The sequence below is a fragment of the Allobranchiibius sp. GilTou38 genome (assembly GCF_017565325.1).
GTDB classification, from domain to species: Bacteria; Actinomycetota; Actinomycetes; order Actinomycetales; family Dermatophilaceae; genus Allobranchiibius; species Allobranchiibius huperziae.
In genome coordinates, this window is the sequence record NZ_JAGEKN010000008.1 from 98,682 (window position 1) to 111,243 (window position 12,562).

At 69.8% G+C, this 12,562-nt stretch carries 12 protein-coding genes and 1 pseudogene; 5 read left to right on the forward strand and 8 right to left on the reverse strand.

What is annotated here, in order from left to right; genetic code table 11:
- Positions 1-155: 155 nt before the first annotated feature.
- From JOB34_RS12005 to rfbA, 5 genes and pseudogenes are all read right to left on the reverse strand, one after another.
- A pseudogene (locus tag JOB34_RS12005) lies at positions 156-935 on the reverse strand (amino acid ABC transporter ATP-binding protein); the annotation flags it as partial.
- Entirely contained in the window at positions 932-1,891 is a 960-nt protein-coding gene (locus JOB34_RS12010; RefSeq protein ID WP_347813846.1) for an amino acid ABC transporter permease, read from the reverse strand. The pseudogene JOB34_RS12005 and the gene JOB34_RS12010, both read right to left, overlap by 4 nt.
- Positions 1,881-2,837 carry an ABC transporter substrate-binding protein gene (locus JOB34_RS12015; protein WP_208052947.1) on the reverse strand — a complete coding sequence of 319 codons (957 nt, stop codon included), beginning with the start codon at positions 2,835-2,837 and terminating at the stop codon, positions 1,881-1,883. The genes JOB34_RS12010 and JOB34_RS12015 overlap by 11 nt, the downstream gene beginning before the upstream one ends.
- 136 nt (positions 2,838-2,973) lie before the next feature.
- Entirely contained in the window at positions 2,974-3,576 is a 603-nt protein-coding gene (gene rfbC / locus JOB34_RS12020; RefSeq protein ID WP_208052948.1) for a dTDP-4-dehydrorhamnose 3,5-epimerase, read from the reverse strand.
- Complete coding sequence (gene rfbA, locus JOB34_RS12025; protein ID WP_208052949.1) at positions 3,576-4,445, reverse strand: glucose-1-phosphate thymidylyltransferase RfbA; 870 nt, start codon at positions 4,443-4,445, stop codon at positions 3,576-3,578. Before rfbA ends, rfbC begins: the two co-directional genes overlap by 1 nt.
- 43 nt (positions 4,446-4,488) lie before the next feature.
- Here rfbA and rfbB point away from each other — a divergent pair, with 43 nt between their 5' ends.
- The 5 genes from rfbB to JOB34_RS12050 all read left to right on the forward strand — a co-directional run bounded on the left by rfbB (position 4,489) and on the right by JOB34_RS12050 (position 10,522).
- Positions 4,489-5,517: a dTDP-glucose 4,6-dehydratase gene (rfbB, locus tag JOB34_RS12030; RefSeq protein ID WP_208052950.1), complete on the forward strand. Its 1,029-nt coding sequence runs from the start codon at positions 4,489-4,491 to the stop codon at positions 5,515-5,517.
- Positions 5,514-6,362, forward strand: coding sequence for a dTDP-4-dehydrorhamnose reductase (gene rfbD / locus JOB34_RS12035; RefSeq protein WP_208052951.1), 849 nt, complete (start codon positions 5,514-5,516; stop codon positions 6,360-6,362). Before rfbB ends, rfbD begins: the two co-directional genes overlap by 4 nt.
- Before the next feature lie 122 nt (positions 6,363-6,484).
- The gene (locus tag JOB34_RS12040) at positions 6,485-7,966 is read left to right on the forward strand and encodes a sugar transferase (RefSeq protein ID WP_208052952.1); all 1,482 of its coding nucleotides are present in this window, start codon (positions 6,485-6,487) and stop codon (positions 7,964-7,966) included.
- A 288-nt stretch (positions 7,967-8,254) separates the two neighbouring features.
- Positions 8,255-9,496, forward strand: coding sequence for a serpin family protein (locus JOB34_RS12045; RefSeq protein WP_208052953.1), 1,242 nt, complete (start codon positions 8,255-8,257; stop codon positions 9,494-9,496).
- Positions 9,497-9,553: 57 nt separating this feature from the next.
- Positions 9,554-10,522 carry a zinc-binding dehydrogenase gene (locus tag JOB34_RS12050; protein ID WP_208052954.1) on the forward strand — a complete coding sequence of 323 codons (969 nt, stop codon included), beginning with the start codon at positions 9,554-9,556 and terminating at the stop codon, positions 10,520-10,522.
- Positions 10,523-10,604: 82 nt separating this feature from the next.
- On the opposite strand, the gene JOB34_RS12055 is transcribed toward JOB34_RS12050, so the two are convergent.
- The 3 genes from JOB34_RS12055 to JOB34_RS12065 all read right to left on the reverse strand — a co-directional run bounded on the left by JOB34_RS12055 (position 10,605) and on the right by JOB34_RS12065 (position 12,555).
- Positions 10,605-11,276, reverse strand: a complete 672-nt coding sequence (locus JOB34_RS12055) for a GDSL-type esterase/lipase family protein (protein WP_208052955.1) — start codon at positions 11,274-11,276, stop codon at positions 10,605-10,607.
- The gene (locus tag JOB34_RS12060; protein ID WP_208052956.1) at positions 11,269-11,442 is read right to left on the reverse strand and encodes a DUF6104 family protein; all 174 of its coding nucleotides are present in this window, start codon (positions 11,440-11,442) and stop codon (positions 11,269-11,271) included. Before JOB34_RS12060 ends, JOB34_RS12055 begins: the two co-directional genes overlap by 8 nt.
- Positions 11,443-11,517: 75 nt before the next feature.
- Entirely contained in the window at positions 11,518-12,555 is a 1,038-nt protein-coding gene (locus tag JOB34_RS12065) for a GNAT family N-acetyltransferase (protein WP_347813847.1), read from the reverse strand.
- Positions 12,556-12,562: the final 7 nt, after the last annotated feature.

Here is a 12,562-nt window from a genome sequence, read left to right on the forward strand (position 1 = left end):
GATCGGTGTCAGTCGACCTCGGTGGGGGATGCGCCCGAACGTCCGGACGCGTCGTCGGGGGTGGGGCGCCCGGCGCTCGTCGAGTCGCTGCCGGCCGAGCCCTCGAGCCCGACCAGGGCGGTGACGGCCTCCACGCGGTGCTCCTCCTCGGCGTGCACCCGGCTGAGGAAGGACTTCGTGCGCTCGTGCTGCGGGTGGTCGATGACGTCACGTGGGTTGCCGGACTCCACCACCACGCCGGCGTCCATGAAGACCACCTTGTCGGCGACGCCGCGGGCGAAGGCCATCTCGTGCGTCACCACGACCATGGTCATCCCGTCGCGGGCCAGTTCGCGCATGACCGCCAGCACCTCGCCGACCAGCTCCGGGTCCAGGGCGGACGTCGGCTCGTCGAAGAGCATGAGCTTCGGCTTCATCGCCAACGCGCGGGCGATGGCGACCCGCTGCTGCTGCCCGCCGGACAGCTGCGCCGGGAAGTGGTCGCAGTGATCGCCCAGGCCCACCCGCTCGAGCAGAGCGAGCGCCTCGGCGCGGGCGGTCTTCTTGTCCACGCCCTTCACATGGATGGGCGCCTCCATGACGTTCTCCACCGCGGTCTTGTGCGGGAAGAGGTTGAAGCGCTGGAAGACCATCCCGATCTCACGGCGCTGCTCGGCGATCCGCTTCTCGGTGAGGCGGTGCAGCTGCCCCTCGCGGTCGTCGTAGCCCATGAGGTCGCCGTCGACCCAGATGCGGCCGCCGTCGATCGTCTCCAGCTGGTTGATGCACCGCAGGAACGTCGTCTTGCCCGAGCCGGAGGGCCCGAGCAGGCAGACGACCTGGCCTTCGTGCACGTCGAGGTCGATGCCCTTGAGCACCTCGTTGCTGTGGAAAGCCTTGGTGACGTTGAGGGCTCGTACGATCGGCTTGTCGCTGTGCGCGTCGGTCGTCGTCATCGGGGACCTCCTCCGGCCAAGCCGAGCATGCGCGCTCGGAGGCCGCCCTCGGCGCGCTGGGTGCCGATACCCCGGCCGAACTTGCGCTCCAGGAAGCTCTGCACCACCGCCAGGATCGAGCAGATGATGAGGTACCAAAGTACCGCCGCCATGATCGCCGGCATGATCTTGTAGGTGTTACTGCCGATCTGTTCTGTCTGGAAGAACAGCTCGGCGGTGATCGGGATCGCGGACAGCAAGGACGTGTCCTTCACCATCGCAAGAGTCTCGTTGCCGGTCGGCGGCACGATGACCCGCATGGCCTGTGGGAGAACGATGCGGCGCATGCTCTTGCCGGAGGACATCCCGAGCGCCTGTGCGGCTTCACGCTGACCCTGGTCGACCGACTGGATTCCGGCGCGGGCGATCTCCGCCATGTACGCGGCTTCGGACAGGCCGAGACCGAGGATGCCGATGATGATCTGGTTGGACAGGTGCGCCACGTTGATGTGGCCCACCGTGGTCGCATCCGAGCTGAGGCCGATGAAGTGGCCCAGCTGTTCGGCGAACGGAACCCCAAGGCTGAGCGAGGGGTAGAGGTAACCGAGGCCGGTGCCGAACATCACCAGGAGCACCAGTCGCGGGATGGACCTGAAGAACCAGACGTAGACGGCTGCGACGCCGCGCAGCACCGGATTGTCGGACAGCCGCATGATCGCGAGCACGATGCCGAGCACGACACCGATGATCATCGCGCCGACGGTCCCGACGATCGTGCCGCGCCAGAGCCCGTTGATGACTGGCTTGTACTTCATGATCTGCAGTGCGAACGACCAGTCCCAGCGGGAGTTGGTCACCACCGAGCTCACCATCATCGCCACGATCACGGCGATGACGACGATCGCTACGTAGCGGCCGGGATGCCGGACCGGCCGGGCGTCGATCCTGCCCGGCCGGTCACTGGTCTCAACTGACACTGGGATTGACGGCGAAGCTGGTGACGGCGCCGCTGGTGTTGCCCCACTTGGCCAGGATGTTCTTGTAGACGCCGCTCTTGTCGAGGGCCTGCAGCGCCTCGCTGAACGCGGTCGCGAGGGCGGACTCCTTCTTGGGCACGACGATGCCGTACGGCGCGGTGCCGTAGAGCGCGCCCGCGGTCTGCAGCTGGCCGCCGGTCTGCTTGATCGCGTAGAGGGTGATGGGGGAGTCGGCGCTCATCGCGTCGACCTTGCCCGAGATGAGGTCGGCGGTGACCTTGGACTGCTGCTCCTCGACGATCTGGGTGATCGGCTTCTTCCCGGAGGAGGTGCACTTCTTGCTGCGCGCAGTCAGATCGTCGATCTCCACGGTGCCCTTCTGCACGCCGACGGTCAGCCCGCAGGCGTTGTCGATGTCGACCTTCTTCGGGTTGCCCTTCTTCACGGCCCACTGGGTGCCGGCGCTGAAGTAGCTCACCATGTCGACCTGCTTCTCGCGGTCGGCGTTGATGGTGAAGGAGGAGACGCCCACGTCGTACTTGCCGGAGTTGACGCCCAGGATGATGGTGTCGAAGCTCGCGTTCTGGAAGTTGGTCTTCAGCCCCAGCGTGGTCGCCACGGCGTTGAAGAGGTCGACGTCCATGCCCTGCACGGTCTTGCCGTCGGAGCCGAGGAACTCGTTCGGCGCGTACGACGCGTCGGAGCCGATCGTGAGCGTGCCCTTGGCCTTGATCGCGGCCGGGACCTTCGCGGCGAGCGCGCTGTCCAGCGTGGCGGTGCTCGACCCGGCGGGCGTCGTGCTGGACGAGCCCGACGCGGAGGTGGAGCTGGAGCTGGAACCACCCAGCGAGTTCGAGCCGCAGCCGGTGAGGGCGAGGCATCCGAGGGCTGTGATGGAGCCGAGGGCTGCGACCTTGGTGGTGGTCGCGTGGCGAAGCAGAGTCATCTGTGTCTCCTGGAACATGAGTGGGATCCGATGGCGACATGCCAGGTCCAGGGCGACATCCTGGCATCACCCGGCCCGTCGGCTCCATCGCCCAGGGCGGGTCGTGACCACCCCGTGACCCGGACGGCTCCCGTGATCAGCGGTCGGTGAGTGTCCGAAGGTGCGTCAGGCACGCGTCGTACGACGGGAGCAGGCCGGCCTTCTCAGCCTCGGCCAGCGTGGGCGCCGCCTCGTCCTTCGGCGACAGCAACGGCTCGATCCCGTCCGGCACCTCCAGCCCGAGCGCCGGGTCGAGCGGGTGGATGCCGTGCTCGCCGCTCGGGTTGTACGCCGCGGAGCACAGGTAGCACGCGGTGCTGTCGTCCTCCAGGGCGATCAGCGCGTGCCCGAGGCCCTCGGACAGGTAGACCGCGCGCCGGTCGACGGTGTCGAGCAGGATCGACTCCCATCGCCCGAAGGTCGGCGAACCCACCCGGATGTCGACCACGAAGTCGAGGAACGACCCGTGCAACGCCGTGACGTACTTGGCCTGGCCCGGGGGCACGTCGGCGAAGTGAATGCCGCGCACCGTCCCGCGTGAGGACACCGAGATGTTGGTCTGCAGCACCCGCGGCTCATGGCCGAGGTGCTCGGCCAGCAGGTCGCCGCGGTATCCCTCGAGGAACACGCCGCGGTCGTCGGGGAACTGGCGCGGGGTCACGACGTACGCACCCACGATGGCCAGCGGTTCGATCTGCATCAGACGCCTTCCTCTACGAGCGCGGTGAGGTACTCGCCGTACCCGCTCTTGGTGAGCCCGTCGCCGAGCCGCATCAGTTCCTCATCGCCGATCCAGCCGGCGCGCCAGGCGATCTCCTCGACGCAGCCGATCTTCAGGCCCTGCTGCGCCTCCACGGCGTGCACAAACTGTGCGGCGGACATCATCGCCTCGAAGGTGCCGGTGTCGAACCAGGCGGTCCCGCGCGGCAGCGTCGTGACCGTGAGCTTCCCGGCCCGCAGGTAGGCCTCGTTGATCGTGGTGATCTCCAGCTCCCCGCGCGCGCTCGGGCGCAGCCCTCTCGCGATCTCGACCACGTCGTTGTCGTAGAAGTAGAGCCCCGGCACGATGTAGCGCGACTTGGGGACCTTCGGCTTCTCCTCGATCGACAGCACGAGGCCGTCGGCGTCGAACTCCACCACGCCGTACGCCGAGGGGTCCGGCACGTGGTAGGCGAAGATCCGCGCCCCGTCGGGGTCGGCCTGGTCGCGCAGCCGTCGGCCGAGTCCGGAGCCGAAGAAGATGTTGTCCCCGAGCACGAGGGCGACGCTGTCGCCGGCGATGAAGTCCGCGCCGATCACGAACGCCTGGGCCAGACCCTCGGGGCGCGGCTGCACGGCGTACGTGAGGGAGATCCCCCACTGCGAGCCGTCACCGAGCAACCGGGAGAACTGCTCGGAGTCGTGGGGGGTGGTGATGATGAGGACATCCCGGACGCCGGCCATCATCAGCGTCGCCAGGGGGTAATAGACCATGGGCTTGTCGTAGATCGGCATCAGCTGCTTGCTGATCGCCCGGGTGATCGGGTGCAACCGTGTGCCCGATCCACCTGCCAGAATGATCCCCTTCATGGGCGCAGACACTAACGGGCGCGCCCCGAGCGGAGGTTGTCGAGTGCGTGTCCTGGTGACGGGCGGGGCCGGTTTCATCGGTAGCAACTTCGTCCACCTGACGCGGCGGACCCGCCCCGACGCGCAGGTCACGGTGCTCGACGCGATGACGTACGCCGGGCACGAGCAGTCGCTCACCGGCACCGGCGCGACCCTGGTGCGCGGCGATGTCGCCGACGCCGACCTGGTCGACCGGCTGGTCGCCGACGCCGACCTCGTCGTGCACTTCGCGGCCGAGTCGCACAACGACAACTCGCTGCGCGAGCCCTGGCCCTTCGTGCAGACCAACGTCGTCGGCACCTACACGCTGCTGGAGGCGGTCCGGCGACACGACGTGCGCTACCACCACATCTCCACCGACGAGGTCTACGGCGACCTGGCGCTGGACGACCCGCACCGCTTCACCGAGGCGACCGCGTACAACCCCTCAAGCCCCTATTCGTCCACCAAGGGCGCCAGCGACCTGCTCGTCCGTGCGTGGGTGCGCTCCTTCGGCGTCCGCGCGACCCTGTCGAACTGCTCGAACAACTACGGCCCGCGCCAGCACGTGGAGAAGTTCATCCCGCGCCAGATCACCACGTTGCTCGACGGCGGGCGCCCGCGGCTCTACGGCGACGGGATGAACGTGCGCGACTGGATCCACGTCGACGACCACAACGACGCGGTGTGGACGATCGTCGAGCGGGGCGAGATGGGCGCGACCTACCTGATCGGCGCCGACGGGGAGGCCGACAACCTCACGGTGGTGCGCACCCTGCTGGACCTGATGGGCCGCCCGGGCGACGACTTCGAGCACGTGACCGACCGGCCGGGTCACGACCGCCGCTACGCGATCGACTCCACCCGGCTGCGCACCGAGCTCGGCTGGATGCCGCGCTACGGCGACTTCCGGGCGGGACTGGCCGCGACGATCGACTGGTACCGCGACAACGAGGACTGGTGGCGCCCCGCGAAGGCGGCGACGGAGGCCGGGTACGCCGCGGCCGGCGAGGTGGCCGTGCCACAGGACGGCGTCGGCGGGGGCGCTTCATGAGCCGGTGGCTCCTGACCGGTGGCCGCGGCATGCTCGGGCAGGACCTGGCACGGGTCGTGGAGCGTTCCGGCGACCAGGTGCTGGCGACCGGGTCGGCCGACCTGGACATCACCGACGCACAAGCGGTGCAGGATGCCGTCGGCGAGGTCGATGTCGTGGTCAACTGCGCGGCCTGGACCGCGGTCGATGACGCGGAAACCCATGAGGCTCAGGCGTTCTCGATCAACGCGACGGGTGCGGCCAATGTCGCCCGCGCCTGTGCCCAGCGCGGCGTACGGCTCGTGCAGATCTCCACCGACTACGTCTTCGACGGCACCGCCACCACCCCGTACGCCGAGGACACGACGCAACGTCCGCGGTCGGCGTACGGGCGCACCAAGTGCGCCGGCGAGTGGGCTGTGCGCTCGCTGCACCCCGACGCGCTGGTGGTGCGCACCGCGTGGCTGTACGGCGCCGGCGGCGGCAACTTCGTCGCCACGATGGCCCGGCTCGCCGGGGAGCGCGACACGCTGACTGTGGTGGACGATCAGCGCGGCCAGCCGACCTGGACGGTCGACCTCGCCGACCTGGTGGTGCGTCTGGTGGACGCCGGCGTTCCCGGCGGCTACTGGCACGGGGTCGGCGCCGGTGAGACCACCTGGTGGGGGCTGGCACGCGCCGTCTTCGAGGAGGCCGGGTGGGATCCGGAGCGGGTGCAGGCGGTCGGCAGCGACCAGTTCGTGCGTCCGGCACCGCGTCCGGCGTACTCCGTCCTGGGCACCGGGCGGCTGACCGAGCACGGCGTCGCGCCGGTGCGGGACTGGGCCGACGCCCTGCGTGAGGCGCTGCCCGAACTGCTCGCCTAGGGCCCGGGTAATCAGGCGGAATTGGGCCGGCTCGCAGCCGACTTCTGCCTGTCGAAGGTTGCTAAATTGGTACAGGTTGCACCAGTTGTGCGCCTAATCTGCTGTGGCGTGAAAGGGGCGGGGTGTCCGCACGACTCGAGATCGCCGAAGGGCACCCGGTCAAGGAACCGGTGTTCGTCGAGACCTCTCGATGGCGTCCGCGCTTCGTCGTGACCGCCGTGGGCGTCGACGCCCTGGCGATCGCCGTCGCCCTGGTCTCCGCGAAGCTGCTGCGCTTCGGTAACGGGACTCAGGCCCTCTCCGGCACCAGTCACGCCACCTACCTCACCGTGGCGATCTCCCTGCTCTGCGCCTGGATGGCGGCGCTGGCCTTCACCCAGAGTTACCGCCCCGAGCACGCGACCATCGGCAACGAGGCGTATCTGCGCGTCGTGCGATCCTCGTTCTTCATCTTCGGCGTGCTGGCGATGGTGGCGTTGGCGCTGCGGCTGCAGTTCGCTCGCGGCTATATCGCCATCGCGTTCCCCCTCGGCGTCGCCCTGCTGATCCTGGGCCGTTTCGCGATCCGCGTGTGGTTGGTGCACTCGCGCGACGCCGGCCGGTGCATGGACACGGTGCTGGTGGTGGGCGCGCCACAGGAGGTCCGCTACGTCGCCGACCGGATCGGCCGAACGCCGGAGGCGGGTTTCGTCATCTCCGGCGTCGTCACCGGCGCGGACCGTGCGGGCACCTTCGAGCTGCGGGACGGCAATCTGGTGCCGGATGCCGGCGCTGTCGACAACGCCCTGGCCACTGCTCTGGCCCACGACGTCAGCGCGATCATCATCGCCGGCCACGCCCAGGTCTCCGACACCTATCTGCGCGAGCTGGGCTGGTCCCTCGAGCGCACCGGCATCGGAATGGTGCTCGCCAACCGGATGACCGACGTCGCCGGACCGCGCATCCACCGCACGCCCGTCGAGGGGCTGCCCTTGATGAGCGTGGAGGCGCCGCGGTACGACGGGGGCCGCTACCTGCTCAAGCGAATCTTCGACGTCGTGGTCTCGGGTTTGCTCCTGGTCGTGACCTCGCCGCTCTTCGCCGTCATCGCGCTGCTGATCAAGCTGGACGACCACGGGCCGGTCCTGTTCCGCCAGGACCGGGTGGGCGTCAACGGCGAGACGTTCGCGATGACCAAGTTCCGCTCCATGGTCGTGGACGCCGAGTCCCGGCTGGACGGGCTCGCTCCGGACGCGGGGCTGGCGCACCCGTTGTTCAAGATGCGCCAGGACCCGAGAGTGACCCGCGTGGGCCGGGCTCTGCGCGCGTACTCCCTGGACGAACTCCCGCAGCTGCTGGACGTCTTCGCCGGGAACATGTCGATGGTCGGCCCGCGCCCGGCACTCACCCGGGAGGTGAGCGTCTACCGGGACAACGCGCACCGGCGACTCAACGTCAAACCGGGCATCACCGGTCCGTGGCAGGTCGGCGGGCGGTCCAACCTCAGCTGGGAGGACAGCATCCGCAAGGACCTCTACTACGTGGAGAACTGGACGCTGGTCGGGGACTGCCTGCTGCTGGTCAAGACCGTCAAAGCGGTGCTGACCCGCGACGGCGCCTTCTGAGCTCATCCCCGCTCGTCGACGTACGGCCGGTCCGGCATGCTCGGGAACGCACCGCGTGCTCTGCGCGGCGGCGCCGAGGGCAACGGTCGTCGCGGCTCGCGCACCCCGGAGTCCGGTGGCTGGCTTGCGTCCGGACATGGGACCTGAACGTCCCATCCGCCGTGGCGCCACTTCGAGCTGTAGGCCTAACGGTCGATCCATGGCGTGCGATACCAGATCCGAACCCACCGCGGGACCCGGTCCACAGCGCCGCGCCAACCGATCCCGCCCGCAGGACGTCTTCGGAACATGACCACCGTGCGCAGGACGCTCCTGGCCGTGAGCGTGGGGTGCGCGCTGTCGCTCGCCGGCTGTGGCGCGCCGGGTCCGATACCTCCGGCCGGGAAGCAGGGCTATGCGGGAAGGGAGTTCAAGGGGCGCCTGGAAGCGCTGCACCCGAGCGCGGTGAGCCCCGCGGATCTGGGGACGGCCGACCGGGCCTTCGGGCTCCGACTGTTACAGGACGCGTGCGCAGCCGCCCCGACGGCGAACGCGGTGCTGTCACCCGCGAGCGCGGCACAGACGCTCGGGATGATGCGGACCGGCGCCGCCGGGGCGACCCGCACGGCACTGTCCACGCTGCTGCACCAGCCGGCGTACGGTCCGGCGGTCATCGCCGCCGAGCATGAGCGGACCTCCCAGTTGCACATGCTTGCGGGGCTGAGCACCGCCAACCGCCTCTTCACCCAGAGCGGGACCACGCCGCAGCAGGCAACGCTCGACGACCTACGGACGGCGTACGGCGCACAGCTGCGAACGCTCGACTTCCTCGGCCGCCCGAGGGAATCGACCGACGCCATCAACCACCTCGTCGCCGGTGACACGCACGGGTTGATCCCCCGACTGTTCGGCCAGCCGCTCGACAGCACGACGGTCGCGGTGCTGACGAACGCGATCTACCTCAAGGCCCAATGGGAGGATCCGTTCGAGCCGGCTGTGCCAGGGGCGTTCACCACGGCGGACGGCCGACACGTCACGGTGCCTACGTTGAAGACCGCGGTCGGGCGCGTCCTCTCGAGCGCCTCGGCGGACGGCTGGCGGTCGGTGGAGCTGCCCTACCTGCACGGCAAGCTCACCGCGTTCGCCCTGCTGCCGCCGGCAGCCGAGAAGCCCTGCGCCGTGCCCGACAGCACGACCCTCACCACGCTTCTTCGACCGGACGCGCACGACGCGGCCACCGTCACGATGCCGAAGTTCCACCTGGCCCAGACCAACCAGCTCCTCCCGGTGCTGGCCCGAGAAGGGTTCCGGCCCGACGGCGACTACCCGGGGTTCGGCGGGGCGCACGTCAGCGAGATCGTCCAGAAGGTGGACATCTCCGTCGACGAGAACGGCACGAAGGCCGCTGCGGCCACCGGCGGTGTGTTCGCCATGTCCGCGCAGATGGCCGACACCCACGTGGACCTGAACCGGCCGTTCCTCTTCCTGGTCGCCGATACGGCCACCCACACGCCTCTGTTCCTGACCCGCGTCGCAGACCCCCGCGGCTGAGGCTCGGCGATCGCACCCGGCCGGTGCGACAGGGCCTCTCGTCGTAGGGTCGGCACCATGCTTGCTGCGTACGCCGCCCGTCAGGATTCCTCCGACCCGATCAACGCCCTGGAAGTCGGTGACATCGAGCCCGGGGCCACGCCCGCGGACTGGATCGACATCGACCTGCAGGCCGCCGCGCTCAACCACCACGACGTCTTCTCCCTGCGCGGCGTCGGACTGCCGCAGGAGCGGCTGCCGATGATCCTCGGCTGTGACGGAGCCGGCACCACGAAGGACGGCACCCGGGTCGTCATCCACTCGGTGATCCCGAGCGAGGGCTGGGCCGGCGACGAGACCCTCGACCCCAAGCGTTCCCTGCTGTCCGAGCTGTACCCCGGCACCCTTGCCGAACGGGTGCGGATCCCGGCCGCGAACGCCGTACCGGTCCCGGACGGGATGCCTATCGAGCACGCCGCGTGCATCTCCACCAGCTGGCTCACCGCGTACCGGATGCTGTTCGTGCAGGCGGGTGTTCGCCCCGGCGACACGGTGCTGGTGCAGGGCGCGGGCGGGGGAGTCGCCAGTGCCGCCGTGCAGCTGGGCTCCGCAGCCGGCCTGCGGATGTGGGTGACCAGCCGCGACGAGAAGCGCGGCGAGCGGGCTGTGCAGCTCGGCGCCGAGGCCGCGTTCGGCAGCGGCGAGCGGCTGCCGCGCAAGGCCGACGCCGTCCTGGAGACGGTGGGCAAGGCGACCTGGTCGCACTCGGTGAAGTCGCTCAAGCCCGGCGGCACGCTGGTGATCGCCGGTACGACGTCCGGCCCGCAGCCGGACAATGCCGAGCTGACCCGGATCTTCTTCCAGCAGATGCGCGTGCAGGGCTCCACCATGGGCACCCGCGCCGAGCTCACCCAGCTGCTGTCCTTCATGACCAGCCGCGGCATCGAGCCCGCCATCGACTCGGTGCGCCCGCTGGATCAGGCCCGCGACGCGTTCGCCGAGATGATCGGCGGCACGGCGTTCGGCAAGCTGGTGCTCACCGTCTGAACCACCTCGATACGAAGTCGGGGGTCGTCGCGCGCTCTATGGAGCGCGCAACGACCCCAGACTTTCGGTCAGGTGGCGAGGTTCAGTCGAGCTGCAACCAGGACTGCCAGCCCGCGTGCAGCACGAGCCAGGCGATCAGGCCGTACCCGGCCTGGCCGGGGTGCCAGCCGTCGCCGGCCGACAGGTCGGACATCCACTGGTCGTGACCGAGCAGCGGACGGAAGCAGTCGACGTAGGTGACGCCGCGACGCGAGCAGACGTCGGCCTGGGCATCGACGAGAACCTCGAGGCGCGCGTTCAGCTCGGCGTCGAGGGTGGGGGGCGGGCCGACCACGAACGTCGCGATGGCGCCGGAGGAGGCGTCGTCCAGGATGTTGGCGAGGTTGAGCCGCGAGCGGGCCGTGCTCATCTGCGACAGCACGTCGTGCAGCCCCAGCCCGAGCACCAGGCGGCGCTCGTTGCTCTGGGACCAGCGCGGCTCGCACTCGCGCTGCCAGCGGGCGAGCACGTCGGTGGAGCTCTGTCCGCGGATGCCGAGGTTGTACGTCGCGAGCTCGACCCCCGGCTGCGGCGTACGCGCGATGACCCGCGACACCCAGCCGAGCGCCTTGGGGTCGCCGATCCCGGCCACGTAGGAGTCGCCCACGAAGCACAGCCCGATGGCCCGGATCCCCTCGGCGACCTGGAACTCGGCACTGGGGTTGAAGTGGGGTTCACTGCCCTGCGTCGGGTAGGTCACGTCGGCCTCACTCATCGTCGTCGAGGCGCGCGAGCCAGGTCGCGAGCCGGTCTACTGCTGTTTCGAACTCGGGGTGTACGTCGACGAAGGCCTGGAGCTGGTCCGCGACCCACGCCAGACTCACCTCGTCTTCGCCGCGTCGGGAGGCCAGCTCCTCGATGCCGCGGTCGGTGAAATACACAGTGCGCAGGTTATCCCGGGAGCGGGCCGCCGGCCGCCAGCGACCCGCGCGCGACGGTCAGCCGGCCTGCGGGCCTTACGCGTCGATGTCGCGGTGCCAGGACTGGGTGCGGTACTTGGTCACCCACCCCATCGCGAGGTAGAGACCGTCGGCCTGGGTGGGGGAGTCGGCGTCGACCTCGAGGTCGACCCGGTTGCGGCCGCGGGAGGCCGCATCGGCGATCACCGCGTGCAGCAGGCCCTTGGCCACACCGCGTCCGCGGGCACGCCGGTGCACCCCGATGTAGTCGATGTAGCTGCCGTCGATCCCGGAGTCGTCCGGCGGGAGGACGGTGCCGACCAGCGCCCCACCCGGGGTGGGGGTGCCGTCGATGTCGACCGTCGCGATCCACCAGTGGTCCCAGCGGTGTCCGGGGTCCTCCCGGAGCCGTTGTACGAACTCCCCGAAGGACTCCCGGTAGGAGTTGAAGTGGTCCTCGAAGGACTCCTCCAGGATCTGGTGCACGGCGCGCAGCTCGGCGCCGACCGGTGTGCCGTCGGCGTGCTCGGCGACGCGGCGTACGACGACCCCTGGGCGCAGCGGCGGGAACGCGCCCGGCTCACCCTCGTCGGGGGTCACCGGCCGCGACATCTGCAGCCAGATGCGCGTGCAGGTCAGGCCCGCGGCGGTCAGCCACCGGGTCTGTGCCGCGTCGCCGTCGTACACCCCGGCGTCGAGTTGGGTGCGCGCTTCGCCGCGCTCCGAGGCGACCTCGGCCGCCACTGCCGTGCACCACGAGTACAACTGCCCCGCAACAGAATCCGACACATCCTCTGGAAATGACCGGTCGACGAACACTGCGATGTTGGTGCGCCCGGCGGCCCGGTCGTGCACCGAGGCCCAGCCCCGGACGACGTCGTCGTGATCGGTGACGACCAGCTGACGGCGGGTCCACGAACCGGGCCCGATGGCCTCGGCCCGCACGGCGTCCTCGTCGACGTGCGACTCGCCGCGTGCGGCCTGCTGCTCACTCGCCCGCAGTCCCACCAGGGCCGCGACGTCCGCCTCGGCGGGCGGACGCGCGGACCATCGGTCCGGCAGCTCGGGTGTGGGACCGTCGGGGGCCAGGGTCACGGGGCGA

Excerpts from the sequence above, each read along its gene's own strand:
- rfbD (WP_208052951.1), top strand. The coding sequence starts at position 5,514 with ATGAGCCGGTGGCTCCTGACCGGTGGCCGCGGCATGCTCGGGCAGGAC.
- rfbC (WP_208052948.1), bottom strand. The coding sequence starts at position 3,576 with ATGCAGATCGAACCGCTGGCCATCGTGGGTGCGTACGTCGTGACCCCG.
- rfbA (WP_208052949.1), bottom strand. The coding sequence starts at position 4,445 with ATGAAGGGGATCATTCTGGCAGGTGGATCGGGCACACGGTTGCACCCG.
- JOB34_RS12055 (WP_208052955.1), bottom strand. The coding sequence starts at position 11,276 with ATGAGTGAGGCCGACGTGACCTACCCGACGCAGGGCAGTGAACCCCAC.
- JOB34_RS12015 (WP_208052947.1), bottom strand. The coding sequence starts at position 2,837 with ATGACTCTGCTTCGCCACGCGACCACCACCAAGGTCGCAGCCCTCGGC.
- JOB34_RS12045 (WP_208052953.1), top strand. The coding sequence starts at position 8,255 with ATGACCACCGTGCGCAGGACGCTCCTGGCCGTGAGCGTGGGGTGCGCG.
- JOB34_RS12050 (WP_208052954.1), top strand. The coding sequence starts at position 9,554 with ATGCTTGCTGCGTACGCCGCCCGTCAGGATTCCTCCGACCCGATCAAC.